The sequence below is a fragment of the Intestinimonas sp. HCP28S3_D6 genome, assembly GCF_052065695.1.
Lineage (GTDB): Bacteria > Bacillota > Clostridia > Oscillospirales > Oscillospiraceae > Intestinimonas.
Map to the genome: position 1 here is coordinate 38,176 of NZ_JBQHTM010000021.1, position 15,399 is coordinate 53,574.

A 15,399-nucleotide genomic window follows, 5' to 3' on the forward strand; every position below is an offset into this window, starting at 1 on the left:
CAGCAAAGCGACATGGAAGAACTGAAAAAGCGTATTTTAAAAGATGCCGAGGTGGGAAACGGCGACATCATCCGGGTGGATATGTTCCTCAACCACTGCATGGATGTGGAACTTCTGGACCGAGTGGGCAAGGCCCTGGCCAAGCGCTTCAAGGGCGATCGGATCACCAAAGTCCTCACCGTAGAGTCCTCCGGCATCGCTGTGGCCTGCTTCACCGCCCTCTACCTGGGTGTCCCCGCGATCTACGCCAAGAAATTCCAGACCGGATACATCGACCCTGAGGTCTACACCGCCGAGGTCCATTCCTTCTCTATGGAGAAGTCCTACACCATCCGGGTGTCCAAACGCTATCTGGATGAGGACGACCGGGTGCTTCTGGTAGACGACATTCTGGCCAGCGGCCAGGCTACTCTTGGCCTGCTGGAGATCGTCTCCAAGGCGGGAGCCGAGGTGGCCGGTGTGGGCGTGGCCATCGAGAAGGCCACCAAAGACGGCGGCTCCGTACTCCGCCGCATGGGCATCCGGGTGGAGTCCCTGGCGGTGGTCTCCCACGTAGAGGATGGTCACATCATCCTGGCCGAGGAGGACTGAGCCCCATGGACCTGGATGAGCTGAAGGACTATACCAATCAGAAAAACGCCTACATGATCCACAGCGGTATCACGGTGCTCACCGTGACGCCTGACCGGGTCACCGCCCAAGCCGTGATCGGCCCCGACAGTCTGAACGCCGGCGGCGGACTCCACGGCGGCGTCTACTTCACCCTGGCTGATGCTGCCTCCGGTGTTCTGTGCCGGGCCGACGGACGGAAGTATGTCACGGAGTGCGCCGACATTCGTTTCCTCAAGGGAGTACGTGAGGGCGTCATCACCGCCAACGCCGTGTTGATCCGCCGGGGCCGTCGGAGCTGTGTGGTTCAGGTGGACATCACCGACTCAGACGGCAACCTCCTGGCCCTGTTCACCGCCAACTTTGCCTGTATTGGCGATGATTACCACAAATGAAGCAAACAGCCCGCCGGTCCAGAGGACCGACGGGCTGTTTTTCTATGCGTGGCGGTCACGGAGCCGCGCCCTGAGCCAGGCGGCGGCGTTCAGGAGCAGGGCCACAGCCGTCAGCACGGCGGCGGCAAACAGCATGGCATCGGCGGTATCTGTCAAATTGTCCCAATGCTGCACCCGGATTTCTTCGCCAAAATAGACACAGGCCAGCAGGAGGGCAAGGGCACAGCTCCCCAGGCTCAGGGCGGACAGCCCCTGGCCCCGCTGGAAAATAGCCGTGCCTCCCAGTGCCCAGGAGAGCCCCCCCAGCGTCAAGGCCCCCAACAGGATCAACGTCACCATGTGCTACTCCTCCCTCTCAGGCACATACTCCAAAATGTCCCCGGGCTGACAGTCCAGGGCCTTGCAGATGGCCTCCAGGGTGGTGAAACGCACCGCCTTGGCGTGGTTGTTCTTCAAAATGGAGAGGTTGGCCAGAGTGATATCCACTTTCTGAGCCAGCTCCCCCAGACTCATTTTGCGCTTGGCCATCATCACATCCAGATTCACCACAATGGGCATTGTCTCCCCTCCTCAAATGGTCAGATCATTCTCCGCCTTCAACTCTGCCGCCTGGCGGAAGAGGGCGGACATGACCAGACACAGCAGCCCGCCCATAAAGAAGATGGGTACAAAGAGGGCATTGTAGGTCAGGAGGGGCTGGATGGAGGCGTAATACCAGAAACCCCACAGCAGCCGGATCAGGGCTGCGGCCGAGATGAGAAAGCAGCACACCGCCGCCCGGCGCAGACTGATCCCGTTGGCGTTCTGAAAAGGATTGCCCGCCAGAATGGTGTCCAGTACCCGCCGCCCCTGCCGCAGAATGACAGCAGTACAGACACCACAGAAGAGCAGGAAAAGAGTAAGCACCACATCATAGGCTCTGGAGGTCCACACCCACTTCCAGCCCAGCAGGAAAACAATCAAAACACGGGCTGGTACCTCCCAGCTCCGTTCATAGGGCGTCAGGTCCAGCAGAGGCTGAAAACCCTTCATCATGGCCAGTCCCGGCACCAGGACCAGGGCAATGAGGTTACACACAAAGGTGATGGTGACCAGAACCTTCAGCACCCTGGCCAGCTTCTGCACACTTGTCGCGGGCATGGGCAGCCCTCCCTTCGTGAACAGGATACCATTGTCTCTATTGTTTGTCAATTATTTTTTATCGAAAAACAATAAATATCCTTGTGGTGCTTTTCCAAATTCTGTGCGTCTGCGCCATAGAGTGGGCACCTTGGCCTTGCATTTTTCGTAAAAAACGCATATAATATAGGTTAACTTTACCCCCTTTTCCAGCAGAACAGGAGGCGGGCACTGTGAAAGAACTGCTCATCGTAGTGGATTATCAAAAGGACTTTGTGGACGGCACTCTTGGCTTTGCCGGGGCGGAAGCCCTGGACGGCCCCATCGCCCAGCGCATCGCGGTGGTCCGGGCCGGCGGCGGCGACGTCATCTTCACCATGGACACCCACGGCGCCGACTATGCCGATACCATGGAGGGGAAGAAGCTGCCGGTGGCCCACTGCCTGAAGGACACCCTCGGCTGGCAGCTCTACGGACAGGTGGGGGCCTCCCTTCTGCCCGGTGACCCGGTTTTTGAGAAGGAGACCTTTCCCTCTCTGGATCTGGCTGATTGGCTGCGGGAGCGGGATTACGACGCGGTGGAGCTGTGCGGGCTGGTATCCCACATCTGTGTGCTCTCCAATGCTGTCATGGTGAAGGCGGCCCTTCCCAACGCCGCCATCACCGTGAACGCCCGGCTCACTGCCTCCTATGACCCCGACCTTCACCAGAAGGCCCTGGACGTGCTGGAGGGCATCCACATTACGGTAACTGACCGATAACACCGCCCCTGCTGGACCGGCAGGCGAAAGGACGAACGGAACATGAAGCATACCGACAATTACACCCTTTTGTGCGATTTTTACGAGCTCACCATGGGCAACGGCTATTTCCAGACCGGCATCGACAAGCAGATCTGCTATTTTGACGTCTTTTTCCGGGATGTGCCCGACGGCGGCGGCTTCGCCATCGCCGCTGGCCTGGAGCAGATCATCGACTATATCCAAGATTTGCGATTCACCCCTGAGGACATCGACTTTCTCCGGAGCAAGGGGGTCTTTTCCGAGGAATTCCTCCAATACCTGACCACCTTCCGCTTTACCGGCGACATCTGGGCCGTACCCGAGGGCACCCCTATCTTCCCCGGCGAGCCCATTCTCACCGTCCGGGCGCCCGCCATCGAGGCCCAGTTCATTGAGACCTACGTCCTCCTCATCCTCAACCACCAGTCCCTCATCGCCACCAAGTCCAATCGCATCGTCCGGGCCGCCCAGGGCCGTCCGGTGAGTGAGTTTGGCTCCCGCCGGGCCCAGGGGCCCGACGCCGCTGTTTTGGGTGCCCGGGCCTCCTACATCGCCGGCTGCGCCGGCACCGCCTGCACCCTGGCCGACCGGGTGTACGGCTCCCCCGCCGGCGGCACCATGGCCCACTCCTGGGTCCAGATGTTCCCCGACGAGTACACCGCCTTTAAGACCTACTGTGAGCTCTACCCCCACTCCGCCACCCTGCTGGTGGACACCTATAACGTTCTCAAGTCCGGCGTCCCCAACGCCATCCGGGCATTTAAGGAGGTCCTCCTGCCCCAGGGCATCACCAACTGCGCCATTCGGCTGGACTCCGGCGACCTCACCTACCTCTCCAGAAAGGCCCGTGCCATGCTGGACGAGGCGGGACTCAAGGATTGCAAGATCGTGGCCTCCAACTCCCTGGACGAGTATATCATCCGGGACCTCCTCCAGCAGGGCGCCTGTATCGACTCCTTCGGTGTGGGTGAACGGCTCATTACCTCCAAGTCGGAGCCCGTCTTCGGCGGCGTCTACAAGCTCTCCGCCGTGGAGCAGCCCGACGGCACCATCCTGCCCAAGATCAAGATCAGCGAGAACCCGTCCAAGATCACCAATCCCCACTTCAAGAAGGTCTACCGCCTCTTTGAAAACGACACGGGGAAGGCCATCGCTGACCTCATCTGCGTCCACGACGAGGTCATCGATCCCAGCCAGCCTCTGGAGCTCTTCGACCCCGAAGCCACCTGGAAGCGCAAGACCATCACCGACTTCACCGTCCGGGCGCTGCTGGTGCCCATTTTCCAGAGCGGTAAGCTGGTATATGAGAAGCCCAGCATCGAGGAGATGCGCACCTGGTGCGCCGGGCAGATCGACACCCTGTGGGACGAGGTCAAGCGCTTTGAGAATCCCCACAATTACTATGTGGACCTCTCCCAGAAGCTCTGGGACATTAAGCAGCAGCTCCTCAAGCAGCGGGGCTGAGCATGCTCCTAATTATTAAGGTGGGGCGGTGCTGTTGGCACCGCCCCACCTTTTTTGTTAGCTCACACTTTGGCTCCAATCACCCAGGGCGTCCAGGATGGGCAGCAGCGCCGCCCCGTGCTCGGTGACGGTGTACTCCACCCGCACCGGCACCTCCAGATACTCCCGCCGGACCACCAGCCCGTCCCGCTCCAGCTCCCGAAGGGCGGAGGCCAACACCGTGTTGGACACCCCGTCCAGGGACCGTTTCAAGCGGTTGTAGCGCAGGGCGCCATTGTTGGAGAGCGCGCAGAGGATTTGCATCTTCCACTTCCCCCCAATGAGGGCCATGGCGCGGTTGAGGGGACAGGTCTCCATACAGGGACAGTTCTCATGAGGCTGTTCCAAGGTAAGCTCCTCCTGACCTGGTCAGTCTATTCTGCGTTCTTGCTCTTTTTATCCGGCGTGGTATGATATACATACCTAGTGAGCAAGACGTCTCATCGGTTACAGACACCATGATACCAGCTTTCCCCAAAAATGCAAGCAGGAAAGGAGCCTTCCCATGCCCGCCTATTTTCAGGGTCTGGCCATCGGCCTAGCCTATGTGGCCCCCATTGGGATGCAGAACCTCTTCGTCATCAACACCGCTCTCACCCAGCCCCGGCGCCGGGCCCTCCTCACCGCCCTCATCGTCATCTTCTTCGACATCACCCTAGCCCTTTTCTGTTTCTTCGGCATAGGCACAGTGGTGGAACGCTTTACCCTCCTCCAGCTTCTCCTGCTGCTGTGCGGCGGCATCATCGTCATTCGCATCGGCGTGGGACTCATCCAGGAGGAGCCCACCCTGGACCAGTCGGTGGAGGTAGACCTTTCTCTGAAGGACGTGGCGGTGAAGGCCTGCGTGGTCACCTGGTTTAACCCCCAGGCCATCCTGGACGGCACCATGATCTTCGGTGGCTTCCGGGCCGGCGGCGTGGCGCCGGGGGAGAGCCTCCAGCTCATCCTGGGCTCCTCCAGCGCCTCCTTCCTGTGGTTTTTCGGCATCACCCTGATCATCTCCCTCTTCCGCGCCCATATCGGTACCAAGCTCTTGAAGATCATCAATGTGGTCTGTGGCGTGGTCCTCATCTACTACGGCATGGGTCTATTCCTGGACGGTGTGGAGCGGGTACGACAGATGCTCTCGGCACTGTTCTAACCCCCCTTGACGGACGTCCTTTCCTGTGATATTGTGAAATCAGAAAAAGTGGTCTTTCCTGTCACGTTTTCCATCTCTGCATCGATATAGGGATAGAAGCAGCCGCACACGGGAAAGGAGCAACTGATGTTCTGGTACGTCATGCAGTCCCGCTTGAACATGACCCTCCAGCCCTGGGAGAGTATGGGCCGCGATGAACGGGCCGCCCTCAAGCGGGCGGAGGAGGCCGAGCGGGCCTTCCGGGCCTCCAAGGGCTACGAACCCGACACCCTCTGGTACCGGCTGAAAAAGAAATTCCGGAAGTGAGCGTTGCTCACTTCCGGAATTTTTATTTCTCGTAGACCAGCTTGTCTACCGTCCAGCCGGCCAGGATGGGGATCATCTTCTTGGCCGCCGCCCGGGCGCCCTCCAGGTCCTGCTCCCGGTAGTTGCCGCACTCGGCCTCGGTGGCGCCGGGGATGGGGCCCTCGTACCCGGCGATGAAGTCCATGGTCTCCCGAACCAGGTCGATGGCCGCCGCCGGTTCCATATCCCGCACCAGGAAGTAGAAGCCGGTACGGCACCCCATGGGGCCGGCGTAGATCACCTTGTCTGACTGTGGTCCGCTGCGGACGTAGGTGGCAAAGAGGTGCTCAAAGCTGTGGATAGCACCGTAGCCCAGGTAGGTTCCGCAGTTGGGCCGTACCATGCGGATATCGTAGGTGACCACATCCCCGTCCACACGGGAGGTGTACATACCCTCAGTGAGCTTCCGGTGGTCCACCTGGAAGCTGGCGATCTGTTTGAGTTCCATTGTGTGCTCACGCTCCTTCTTGCCACTAAGCATACCACATTTCAGGGCCGTTGACAAACCCCCTCCTACCCCCCATAATGGAAAAAAGAAAGGAGGGGGCGCCTTTGTACCTTCTGGAAAACAACTGCACCGACCCGGCCTGGAATCTGGCCCTGGACGAATACCTGCTCACCCGCTTTCCCGGGGAGGTCCTCACCCTCTGGCGGAACGGCCCCTCGGTCATCATCGGCAAGAACCAGAACGCCCTTGAGGAGATTGACCTGGACTTTGTCCGTGCCCACCAGATCCCGGTGGTCCGGCGGCTTACCGGCGGCGGGGCGGTTTTCCACGACCTAGGGAATATCAACTACACTCTGGTCCAGCCCTGCGGGGCGGGCGACTTCAACAATTACGCCAAGTTTACCAAGCCCATTGTGGACTTTCTGGCCACCCTGGGGGTGACGGCGGAGCTCTCCGGCCGGAATGACCTGCTGGTGGACGGCCAAAAATTCTCCGGCAACGCCCAGGCTGTCCGGGAGGGGCGCATCCTCCACCACGGCACCCTTCTCTTCTCCGCCGACATCTCCCGGCTCTCCGGCGCCCTCCGGCCCCGGGACATCAAGCTGGAGAGCAAGGGAGTCAAGTCGGTGTCCAGCCGAGTAACCAATCTGGCCTCCCATCTCCCCTTCCCCATGGCGGTGGGAGAATTTCTGGAACGGCTCCGGGCCTATTTTCTCAAAACGGTGCCTGACCTGACACCTTACGCCCTGACAGAGGCCGACCGGGCCGCCGTGGACGCTCTGCGGGAGGAAAAGTACGCCACCTGGGACTGGAACTTTGGCTCCGCCCCCAGATACACCTGGAGCAGGGCCGCCAAATTTCCCTTTGGCCTGGTAGACGCCCGGCTGGATGTGGACCGGGGCGTCATCCGCTCCGCCGCCCTCTACGGGGACTATTTCGGACAGCTGGACAGCGCCGGCCTGTCCCAACGGCTGGTGGGGCTCCCTCACCGGCGGGAGGCCCTTCTCCCCGTCCTCCGCTCTCTCCCCCTGGGGGACTACATCGCCGGCAGCACGGTAGAGGACCTGCTCTCCATGCTCTGCCCATAGGCACGAATAAAAAAACTTTGTTACTAGCCTGCACGTCACGTCATGCAAGTACGCGCTGTCAGCCGCGAGAGTTCTACTACTTACTACCCATAAACGGGTTTAAAAGTTTCCCATCGTCAACTGTTCTCCACCCTTTATCTTCTTCGCATTCTTCCCTGCTGTAATCTGCATAATAGCCTGGGCAACAAACCCCTCTGTTCCGGTATTTGTATCGCAGTTCTGGATATTTTTCGTAGATCATTCGGCTGTTTTTCCCTTTTAAATATCGCATAAAGCCCGAGATTGCTACTTTCGGTGGTATCCCTACCAGCATATGCACATGATCTGGACACACTTTCGCTTCAATAATCCAGATCTTCTTCCAATTACACAGCGCGTACAGTATCTTTCCCATCTCTTGGCGATTTTCCCTATAAAATACTTTCCTTTTCTACATCGGGGCAAACACAATATGATATTTGCAAGTTCACCGGATATGAGATAAACGATTTACATCATTCATCTGGATGACCTCCCTTTGCTTTTTCTTGTGCAGTTGGCAGACCGCACTTTTATGATAGCAAAGGGAGTTTTTCTTCCTTCATCATCGCCAGCTGGCTTCTTTTGGACCACTCGCCTAACGCGTGGTTTTCTTTGTACAAAAAGCCGCCCCTGTCTGAACATCAGGCAGGGGCGGCTATGACATTTCGGCTTACTGTGCCAAATCGCGGTAGAGGAACGTCACAATCTGCCCACGGGTGCAGGTGTTATCAGGGCTGAATGTGGTTGCGCTGGTACCAGAGGTAACACCCTCCTTGACCGCCCACGCAACGGCCTGCGCATACTCCGCGCCCGCGTCCACATCGGTAAACGCGGCGACGTCTACGGCGGGCTTACCTGCCAGCTTCCACAGGTAGGTCACGGTGGCGGAACGGGTGGCAGGAGCATCGGGATAAAAGGCGTCGGTTAAGCCCTGTTCCAGCGCCCAGTTGGCCGCGTCGGAGTAATACTGTCCGGCGGGAACAGAATCGCTGCTGCCAGCGGGAGCCGGGGAACCGTTGGCACGCCACAGGAAGGTCAGAATCTGCGCTGTAGTGCAGTCAGCGTCGGGGCTGAAGGTGGTGGCGCTGGTGCCGGTGGTGATCTCCATCTCCACCGCCCACTTGACGGCCTGGGCAAAGTAGTCGTCCGCCTTCACATCGGTAAAGCTGGCAAAGCTCTCCTCTGCGGGGACCTCCTCCTGGCCATTGGTCACATGGAAGATGAATACCAGCTCATTGCCTAGGTAGGTGGGATCATCGGGATGGAGGAAGTAGTAGCCCTCTTCGGTGATGCTGAACCCGGTCAGCCCCTCCATCTCGTCCACATAGCCGCTGTAATAGTCGGTGTTCTGCTTGGAGGCATCCCAATAGAGGGCGCCGTCCGCCCCCACCTTCAGGGGCACTACATTGGGGGGAGAGAGGATATCGCTGCGGAAGATCTCGCCGGGGGCCACCTCATAGATGGTGACAGGGCCGGGCACGCCATAAGTATAGGGCGTATCCTCGTACTTGTCAGCAAAGTCCTGACCCAGCGTGCCCTGGGTCTTGCCCAGCACATTGAGGAAGGTGCCGCTGTAAACCATATTTCCGGTGCTGTCCTTCACCAGAATATCCTCCGATGAGGCGGCCAGTGCAGCGCTCGGCAGGAGCAGTGCCAGAGACAGAGCAAATCCGGTAACAATACGGGATAATTTCACAAAATTTCCTCCTTTTATCTTTTTGGATATTATAGCAACACAGGTATTTCATGTCAAGTAATGCACGCTGCCCTATCTCGGGATCGGTTTCCCTCAGATTTTAAAAAAACACATGCTTGTGGGATTTTTATTTTATCCCCACAGGGTGGAATTTCATAACATTGAATCTCTGCCTCCAATCTTTTTGTGGGCCGTCCACATTAACCGCTCCTGCTCTGTTTTCTCTCGAAATAGTTCTCTCCTTCTCTTGAAATCCCACGTTGTCCGTCTATCGCGGACTTTTGTCCACTTTAAAAAAGCAGGGCAGAAAAGTCCCTTTAGGGCTGTGCGTTCTGACAAGTTTTGCATCATTGGAAGAAACAGATTGCAAATCTAATCTTTTCGGCGTATAATCATACACAGCTATAATCGGTCGTGAAACGCCGGCAAGGGTTGCCTGGCGGCGGGGCAGGCGGTTTTTCGCCCGCCCTTTTTTTCGCAACACGACCTACCTTTGAATGAAAGTGAGGGACCCCGAAGTGTCAGAATGCAAGTTCCAGAAGGTCCTGGCTGCAAACCGCGGAGAGATCGCCATCCGCATCTTCCGCGCATGTTACGACCTGGGCCTGCGCACCGTGGCCATGTACTCCAATGAGGACACCTTCGCCCTGTTCCGCACACGGGCTGACGAGGCCTACCGCATCGGCGAGAGCAAATCCCCCCTGGGGGCCTATCTGGATATCCCCGGTATCATCGATCTGGCCAAGCGCCGACATGTGGACGCCATCCACCCCGGCTACGGGTTCCTCTCTGAGAACGCCGAGTTCGCCAAGGCTTGTGAGGGTGCCGGTATCACCTTCATCGGCCCCAGCTCCAAGATCCTGGCCCAGATGGGTGACAAGCTGGCCGCCAAGGCTACTGCCCTGGCCTGCAACGTCCCCACCATCCCCGGCTCCACTGAGCCCCTGAAGAGCGCCGACGAGGCTCTGGAGAAGGCCATCTCCTACGGCTTCCCCATCATCCTCAAGGCCGCCGCTGGCGGCGGCGGCCGGGGCATGCGCCGCTGCGACACCCCGGAGGAGGTCAAACCCGCCTTCGAGCTGGTCCAGGGCGAGGCCCGGAAGGCCTTTGGCAACGACGACATCTTTATTGAAAAATACCTGGTGGAGCCCAAGCACATCGAGGTCCAGATCCTGGGTGACCAGTACGGCAACGTGGTCCACCTGGGTGAGCGTGACTGCTCCCTCCAGCGCCGGTATCAGAAGGTGGTGGAGTTCGCCCCCGCCTGGAGCGTCCCCAAGGACACCCTGGACAAGCTCCACGCCGACGCCGTAAAGATCGCCAAGTACGTGGGCTACGTCAACGCCGGCACCGTGGAGTTCCTGGTGGACCGGGACGGCAACCACTACTTTATTGAGATGAACCCCCGCATCCAGGTGGAGCACACCGTCACCGAGCAGGTCACCGGTGTGGACCTGGTCCGGGCCCAGATCCTCATCGCCGAGGGCCACCCTCTCTCCCACCCCTACATCGGCATGGCCAAGCAGTCCGACCTGCGGATGAACGGCTACGCCATCCAGTGCCGGGTGACCACCGAGGACCCCGCCAACAACTTCGCCCCCGACACCGGTAAGATCACCGCCTACCGCTCCGGCGGCGGCTGCGGCGTCCGCCTGGACGGCGGCAACGCCTACACCGGCGCCGTCATCTCCCCCTACTACGACTCCCTGCTGGTCAAGGTCACCACCTGGGACAACACCTTTGAGGGCGCCTGCCGCCGTGCCGCCCGGGCCGTCCGTGAGGAGCACATCCGGGGCGTCAAGACCAACATCCCCTTCATCAGCAACATCCTCAGCCACCCCACTTTTCTGGCCGGGAAGTGCCATACGAAATTTATCGATGAGACCCCTGAGCTCTTCGAGATGCAGTACGGCAAAGACCGCGCTACCAAGGTCCTCAAATACATTGCCCAGCGCCAGATCGAAAATCCCTCCGCTGAGCGGCCTCAGTTCGATATCCCCCGTTTCCCCATCGTCACCGGGGAACGTGGTGCCGGCCTCAAGTCTCTGCTGGATGAAAAGGGGCCTGAAGCCCTACGGGACTGGGTAAAGGAGCAGAAGAAGCTCCTCATCACGGACACTACCATGCGGGACGCCCACCAGTCCCTCCTCTCCACCCGTGTGCGTACCCGTGACCTGCTGCTGGGCGCCGACGGCACCTCTGAGATCCTCGCCGACGCCTTCTCCCTCGAAATGTGGGGCGGCGCCACCTTCGATGTGGCTTACCGCTTCCTCCACGAGTCCCCCTGGGAGCGGCTGGACCTACTGCGGAAGAAGATCCCCAACATCCCCTTCCAGATGCTCCTCCGGGGTGCCAACGCCGTGGGCTACACCAACTACCCCGACAACCTTATCCGCGCCTTCGTTCAGGAGGCGGCCAAGAGCGGCATCGACATCTTCCGTATCTTCGACTCTCTCAACTGGATTCCCGGCATGGAGGTGGCCATGGACGAGGTCCTCAAGCAGGGCAAGGTCTGCGAGGCCACCATGTGCTATACCGGCGACATCCTGGACCCCAAGCGGGACCGCTATACCATTGAATATTACGTCAACATGGCAAAGGAGCTGGAGAAGCGGGGCGCCCATATCCTGTGCGTCAAGGACATGTCCGGCCTGCTGAAGCCCTATGCCGCCAAGAAGCTGGTCAAGGCCCTCAAGGAAGAGGTGGGCCTGCCCATCCACCTCCATACCCACGACACCTCCGGCAACCAGGTGGCCACCTACCTCATGGCCGCCGAGGCCGGCGTGGACATCGTGGACTGTGCCATCGACTCCATGTCCTCCATGACCAGCCAGCCCTCCCTCAACGCCGTGGTCACCGCCCTCCAAGGCCAGGAGCGGGACACCGGTCTGGACCCGGTCCGGCTCCAGGAGCTCTCCGACTATTGGTCCGACGTGCGCCTGCGGTATGCCTCTTTCGAGACCGGCATGAAGAACCCCTCCACCGATATCTACCGCTACGAGATGCCTGGCGGCCAGTACTCCAACCTGAAGTCTCAGGTAGAGAGCCTGGGCCTGGGCGGGCAGTTCGACGACGTAAAGAACATGTACACCCAGGTCAACCACATGCTGGGCGACATTGTTAAGGTGACCCCCTCCTCCAAGATGGTGGGCGACCTGGCCATCTTCATGGTCCAGCACGATCTGACCCCCGAGAACATTGTGGAAAAGGGCGAGGCCCTCACCTTCCCCGACTCGGTGGTGAGCTACTTTAAGGGCATGATGGGCCAACCCGCCTGGGGCTTCCCCGAAGGCCTCCAGAAGGTGGTTCTCAAGGGCGAACAGCCCATCACCTGCCGTCCCGGCGAGCTGTTGGAGCCCATCGACTTCGACGCCGTTCGGGAAAAGCTCCAGAACGTGACCAAAGACCCCATCAACATGCGTGCCATCCTCTCTTATTGCCTCTACCCCAAGGTCTACGAGGAATACCGCAGCCACCGCCAGGAATACGGCTACATCATGCGCATGGGCAGCCACGTCTTTTTCAACGGCATGGCTCTGGGCGAGACCAACCTCATCAGCATCGAGGACGGCAAGACCCTGGTCATCAAGTACCTGGGCCTGGGCGACCTCAATGAGGACGGCACCCGGAACGTCCACTTTGACCTCAACGGTATGGGCCGCACTGTGGCCGTCCCCGACCCCAACGCCCAAGTCCAGGTCCACCCCGTGGTCATGGCCGACCCCGAGGACAAGGGCCAGGTGGGCGCCTCCATCCCCGGCATGGTCTCCAAGATCAGTGTCAAGCCCGGCGACCAGGTGGAGGAGAATCAGGTGGTGGCCGTCATCGAGGCCATGAAGATGGAAACCTCCGTGGTCTCCCGCATCTCCGGCACCGTGGACCAGGTCCTCGCCTCTGCCGGTGCCTCCGTCAAGTCCGGCGAGCTTCTCCTCACCATCCTCCCTAATTAACTTCCCCTTTTCTTTTCCGCTTTACTGTGCTATAATACTTCCATAAACTGTCGAAAAGCAGTCATATGGGGGAGCTTGCAACGCCTCGCAGAGTTCCGCCGCCCGCAGGCGGCGGAAAAGAGTCAGATCTGTTTTTTCCGGGGACATGTGCCTCGGAAAAAACACTGCTCAGCCTGCAAGCGTGCGAGCGCAGCGAGTGCGACCGCAGCAGGCTGCACCCCCTTCGAGCATGCGCCTGCGCATGCGAGAGTTTTTTGTGGAGGAGCTGAAAAATCGTGATCCGTCATATGATCTTCTGGGATCTGGCCGACCCGAACGTGGACCGTTCGGAACTGTTGGCCTTCTTGAAATCCACCTTCGATCCCATGGTGGGGGCTGTCCCTGGCCTGCGCTGCGCCCACATCGGCTTTGACCAGGGCATGGGTACCCATGACGTGGGCCTGTGCTGCGACCTGGACAGTCTGGAGGCCCTGGCCGCCTATCAGGACTATCCCCCCCATGTGGCCTTCAAGGGTTGGGCCAAGGAACACTTCAAAGAGCGCTGCTGCGTGGATCTGGAGGTGTCAGAATGAGCAATCTGCCTGAAAGCATGGTGCACTTGGGCAGCCGCCGGAACATCATGCGTGAGATCCGGGAGTACGGCCTGCTCCGCGCCAAGGAAGTGGGTGCCGAGAACGTGCTGGACTTCTCCTTGGGCAACCCCAGCGTGCCCCCACCGCCCCAGGTTAACGACACCATCCGGACCATTCTGGATGGTCCTCAAGGGGACTCCATCCACGCCTACACCTCCGCTCAGGGCGACCTGTCCGTCCGGGAGGCCCTGGCCGCCTCCCTTACCCGCCGCTTCGGCATGCACTACGGCCCCGACGACCTCTACATCACCGTGGGCGCCGCCGCCGGTCTGTGCTGCTGCTTCCGGGCTCTGGCCTGCCCCGGGGATGAGTTCGTCCTCATGGCCCCCTACTTCACCGAGTACGACATCTTCGTCCGGGGCAACGGCGGCATCCCCGTGGTGGTCCCCCCGGACTACGACACCTTCCAGCCCGACATGAAGGCCCTGGAGGCTGCCATCGACCCCAAGACCAAGGCCCTGGTGGTCAACTCCCCCAACAACCCCTCCGGCGCCATCTACTCCGCCGAGACCCTCACCGCCATGGCCGACCTGCTGCGCCGGAAGGCCGCGGAGTACGGACACCCCATCTACCTCATTTCCGATGAGCCCTACCGGGAGATCGTCTTCCAGGGCTTCACCGTACCTTGGATTCCCGACTTCTACGACGACACCTTGGTGTGCTACTCCTACAGCAAATCCATCTCCCTCCCCGGCGAGCGTATTGGCTATGTGCTGGTGGGCGAGAAGGTGGCCGAGCACAAGGCCGTCTATGCCGCCATCTGCGGTGCCGGCCGGGTTCTGGGCTACGTCAACGCCCCCAGCCTCTTCCAGCGGGTGGCCGCCGTCTGTGACGGCCTGACCTCCGATCTGAGCATCTACCAGACCAACCGGGACCTGCTTTACAATGGCCTCACCTCCATGGGCTACACCTGTGTGGAACCCGGCGGCACCTTCTACCTGCTCCTCAAGTCCCCGGTACCCGACGCCAATGAGTTCTGCAAGCGGGCCCAGGCCTACGACCTCCTTTTCCCACCCACCGATGACTTTGCCTGCCCCGGCTGGTGTCGTATTGCCTTCTGCACCACCACTGAGCAGGTGGAAAAGGCCCTCCCCATCTTCCAAAAGTTGGCCAAGGAATATGGCCTGTAAGTGAACTGAACCAGTAAAAACGGATCGTGACAAAATACCCCCTGATGTAGGAAAATAAACTACATCAGGGGGTATTGTTATGGAGTAGCAGAATGACACCTATGCCATGATTCTGCTGCCAGAGGCAAAACCAATTTTAAAGGGAAAATCCCGCAGAGCACTAGGGCAAGTACATGGTAAAAGGCTGCTGAATCGAGGGTGCAGAGAGCACCAGAAGGTAGAGGAGAAAATTGTTCTACGTCCTAAAGGCAGACCATAGAAAAATACTGTGCTGTAGATCTCGTTACGCGACAGGCGGTGGAAGGATGCCGCTCTTGCAACACCTCTCCGCTTGAAACTCAACAAGGGGTCTTTATGGGGTTTCAAATCACCAATAGGCTTTTTTGAACCACGGGATTCGTGAGGTGGCATCGCTGCCCACATTTTTTTAGGCATGCAAAAAACGGACTTCCTAAGAAGTCCGTTTTTTGTGTCGGCGCTACCTATCTTCCCGGCCCGTCTCCAGGCAAGTATTTTCGGCGCAGGTGAGCTTAACTGCCG

17 protein-coding genes and 1 pseudogene are annotated in these 15,399 nt (G+C 59.4%); 10 read left to right on the top strand and 8 right to left on the bottom strand.

The genetic code is table 11. The annotated features are described in order from the left end of the window. Positions 1 to 12 precede the first annotated feature (12 nt). Together ACTNBK_RS08715 and ACTNBK_RS08720 are read left to right on the top strand one after the other, a co-directional pair. On the top strand, positions 13 to 591 hold the full coding sequence (locus ACTNBK_RS08715) for a xanthine phosphoribosyltransferase (RefSeq protein ID WP_441145334.1): 579 nt from the start codon (positions 13 to 15) through the stop codon (positions 589 to 591). Positions 592 to 596: 5 nt separating this feature from the next. Beyond that, positions 597 to 1,004 (top strand): PaaI family thioesterase, encoded by a 408-nt coding sequence (locus tag ACTNBK_RS08720; RefSeq protein ID WP_441145336.1) that lies wholly within the window; start codon positions 597 to 599, stop codon positions 1,002 to 1,004. A gap of 42 nt (positions 1,005 to 1,046) precedes the next feature. Here the strand turns inward: ACTNBK_RS08720 and ACTNBK_RS08725 are convergent, their stop codons facing one another. From ACTNBK_RS08725 to ACTNBK_RS08735, 3 genes are read right to left on the bottom strand one after another with little or no spacing between them, the layout of a single operon-like run. Beyond that, positions 1,047 to 1,343, bottom strand: a complete 297-nt coding sequence (locus ACTNBK_RS08725; protein ID WP_441145337.1) for a hypothetical protein — start codon at positions 1,341 to 1,343, stop codon at positions 1,047 to 1,049. Positions 1,344 to 1,346: 3 nt separating this feature from the next. After that, a complete protein-coding gene (locus ACTNBK_RS08730; protein ID WP_294515796.1) occupies positions 1,347 to 1,562 on the bottom strand; it encodes a helix-turn-helix domain-containing protein in 216 nt (71 codons plus the stop codon). 12 nt (positions 1,563 to 1,574) lie between these two features. Then, positions 1,575 to 2,144 carry a DUF2975 domain-containing protein gene (locus ACTNBK_RS08735; protein WP_441145339.1) on the bottom strand — a complete coding sequence of 190 codons (570 nt, stop codon included), beginning with the start codon at positions 2,142 to 2,144 and terminating at the stop codon, positions 1,575 to 1,577. 212 nt (positions 2,145 to 2,356) lie between these two features. Here ACTNBK_RS08735 and ACTNBK_RS08740 point away from each other — a divergent pair, with 212 nt between their 5' ends. Continuing rightward, complete coding sequence (locus ACTNBK_RS08740) at positions 2,357 to 2,884, top strand: cysteine hydrolase family protein (protein ID WP_441145341.1); 528 nt, start codon at positions 2,357 to 2,359, stop codon at positions 2,882 to 2,884. A gap of 42 nt (positions 2,885 to 2,926) precedes the next feature. Beyond that, the gene (locus ACTNBK_RS08745; RefSeq protein WP_294515793.1) at positions 2,927 to 4,369 is read left to right on the top strand and encodes a nicotinate phosphoribosyltransferase; all 1,443 of its coding nucleotides are present in this window, start codon (positions 2,927 to 2,929) and stop codon (positions 4,367 to 4,369) included. 57 nt (positions 4,370 to 4,426) lie between these two features. Here the strand turns inward: ACTNBK_RS08745 and ACTNBK_RS08750 are convergent, their stop codons facing one another. Next, on the bottom strand, positions 4,427 to 4,756 hold the full coding sequence (locus ACTNBK_RS08750; RefSeq protein ID WP_441145343.1) for a winged helix-turn-helix transcriptional regulator: 330 nt from the start codon (positions 4,754 to 4,756) through the stop codon (positions 4,427 to 4,429). 157 nt (positions 4,757 to 4,913) lie between these two features. Between ACTNBK_RS08750 and ACTNBK_RS08755 the strand changes: the two genes are divergently transcribed. Both ACTNBK_RS08755 and ACTNBK_RS08760 read left to right on the top strand, forming a co-directional pair. Then, complete coding sequence (locus ACTNBK_RS08755; protein WP_441145345.1) at positions 4,914 to 5,549, top strand: LysE/ArgO family amino acid transporter; 636 nt, start codon at positions 4,914 to 4,916, stop codon at positions 5,547 to 5,549. A 126-nt stretch (positions 5,550 to 5,675) separates the two neighbouring features. Next, a complete protein-coding gene (locus ACTNBK_RS08760) occupies positions 5,676 to 5,855 on the top strand; it encodes a hypothetical protein (protein WP_441145347.1) in 180 nt (59 codons plus the stop codon). Between the two features lie 22 nt (positions 5,856 to 5,877). Here the strand turns inward: ACTNBK_RS08760 and ACTNBK_RS08765 are convergent, their stop codons facing one another. Next, positions 5,878 to 6,342, bottom strand: a complete 465-nt coding sequence (locus ACTNBK_RS08765) for an S-ribosylhomocysteine lyase (protein WP_441145349.1) — start codon at positions 6,340 to 6,342, stop codon at positions 5,878 to 5,880. Positions 6,343 to 6,446: 104 nt separating this feature from the next. Between ACTNBK_RS08765 and ACTNBK_RS08770 the strand changes: the two genes are divergently transcribed. Further along, on the top strand, positions 6,447 to 7,430 hold the full coding sequence (locus ACTNBK_RS08770; protein ID WP_441145350.1) for a lipoate--protein ligase: 984 nt from the start codon (positions 6,447 to 6,449) through the stop codon (positions 7,428 to 7,430). Between the two features lie 76 nt (positions 7,431 to 7,506). On the opposite strand, the pseudogene tnpA reads toward ACTNBK_RS08770, so the two are convergent. Continuing rightward, positions 7,507 to 7,881 (bottom strand): annotated as a pseudogene (gene tnpA, locus ACTNBK_RS08775) (IS200/IS605 family transposase). 240 nt (positions 7,882 to 8,121) lie between these two features. After that, the gene (locus ACTNBK_RS08780; protein ID WP_441145352.1) at positions 8,122 to 9,147 is read right to left on the bottom strand and encodes an S-layer homology domain-containing protein; all 1,026 of its coding nucleotides are present in this window, start codon (positions 9,145 to 9,147) and stop codon (positions 8,122 to 8,124) included. A gap of 497 nt (positions 9,148 to 9,644) precedes the next feature. Between ACTNBK_RS08780 and ACTNBK_RS08785 the strand changes: the two genes are divergently transcribed. The 3 genes from ACTNBK_RS08785 (at position 9,645) to ACTNBK_RS08795 (ending at position 14,859) form a co-directional block, all read left to right on the top strand. Further along, positions 9,645 to 13,097 carry a pyruvate carboxylase gene (locus tag ACTNBK_RS08785; protein ID WP_441145354.1) on the top strand — a complete coding sequence of 1,151 codons (3,453 nt, stop codon included), beginning with the start codon at positions 9,645 to 9,647 and terminating at the stop codon, positions 13,095 to 13,097. Positions 13,098 to 13,372: 275 nt separating this feature from the next. Next, entirely contained in the window at positions 13,373 to 13,669 is a 297-nt protein-coding gene (locus tag ACTNBK_RS08790) for a Dabb family protein (protein WP_441145356.1), read from the top strand. Next, complete coding sequence (locus ACTNBK_RS08795; RefSeq protein WP_441145358.1) at positions 13,666 to 14,859, top strand: pyridoxal phosphate-dependent aminotransferase; 1,194 nt, start codon at positions 13,666 to 13,668, stop codon at positions 14,857 to 14,859. Before ACTNBK_RS08790 ends, ACTNBK_RS08795 begins: the two co-directional genes overlap by 4 nt. Positions 14,860 to 14,958: 99 nt before the next feature. Here the strand turns inward: ACTNBK_RS08795 and ACTNBK_RS08800 are convergent. Further along, positions 14,959 to 15,399 (bottom strand): hypothetical protein (locus tag ACTNBK_RS08800; protein ID WP_441145359.1); only part of this gene is annotated, 441 nt, incomplete at its 5' end.

Coding starts and splice junctions, on each gene's coding strand:
- ACTNBK_RS08715 (WP_441145334.1), top strand. CDS start 13: ATGGAAGAACTGAAAAAGCGTATTTTAAAAGATGCCGAGGTGGGAAAC.
- ACTNBK_RS08720 (WP_441145336.1), top strand. CDS start 597: ATGGACCTGGATGAGCTGAAGGACTATACCAATCAGAAAAACGCCTAC.
- ACTNBK_RS08725 (WP_441145337.1), bottom strand. CDS start 1,343: ATGGTGACGTTGATCCTGTTGGGGGCCTTGACGCTGGGGGGGCTCTCC.
- ACTNBK_RS08730 (WP_294515796.1), bottom strand. CDS start 1,562: ATGCCCATTGTGGTGAATCTGGATGTGATGATGGCCAAGCGCAAAATG.
- ACTNBK_RS08735 (WP_441145339.1), bottom strand. CDS start 2,144: ATGCCCGCGACAAGTGTGCAGAAGCTGGCCAGGGTGCTGAAGGTTCTG.
- ACTNBK_RS08745 (WP_294515793.1), top strand. CDS start 2,927: ATGAAGCATACCGACAATTACACCCTTTTGTGCGATTTTTACGAGCTC.
- ACTNBK_RS08755 (WP_441145345.1), top strand. CDS start 4,914: ATGCCCGCCTATTTTCAGGGTCTGGCCATCGGCCTAGCCTATGTGGCC.
- ACTNBK_RS08760 (WP_441145347.1), top strand. CDS start 5,676: ATGTTCTGGTACGTCATGCAGTCCCGCTTGAACATGACCCTCCAGCCC.
- ACTNBK_RS08765 (WP_441145349.1), bottom strand. CDS start 6,342: ATGGAACTCAAACAGATCGCCAGCTTCCAGGTGGACCACCGGAAGCTC.
- ACTNBK_RS08785 (WP_441145354.1), top strand. CDS start 9,645: ATGAAAGTGAGGGACCCCGAAGTGTCAGAATGCAAGTTCCAGAAGGTC.
- ACTNBK_RS08795 (WP_441145358.1), top strand. CDS start 13,666: ATGAGCAATCTGCCTGAAAGCATGGTGCACTTGGGCAGCCGCCGGAAC.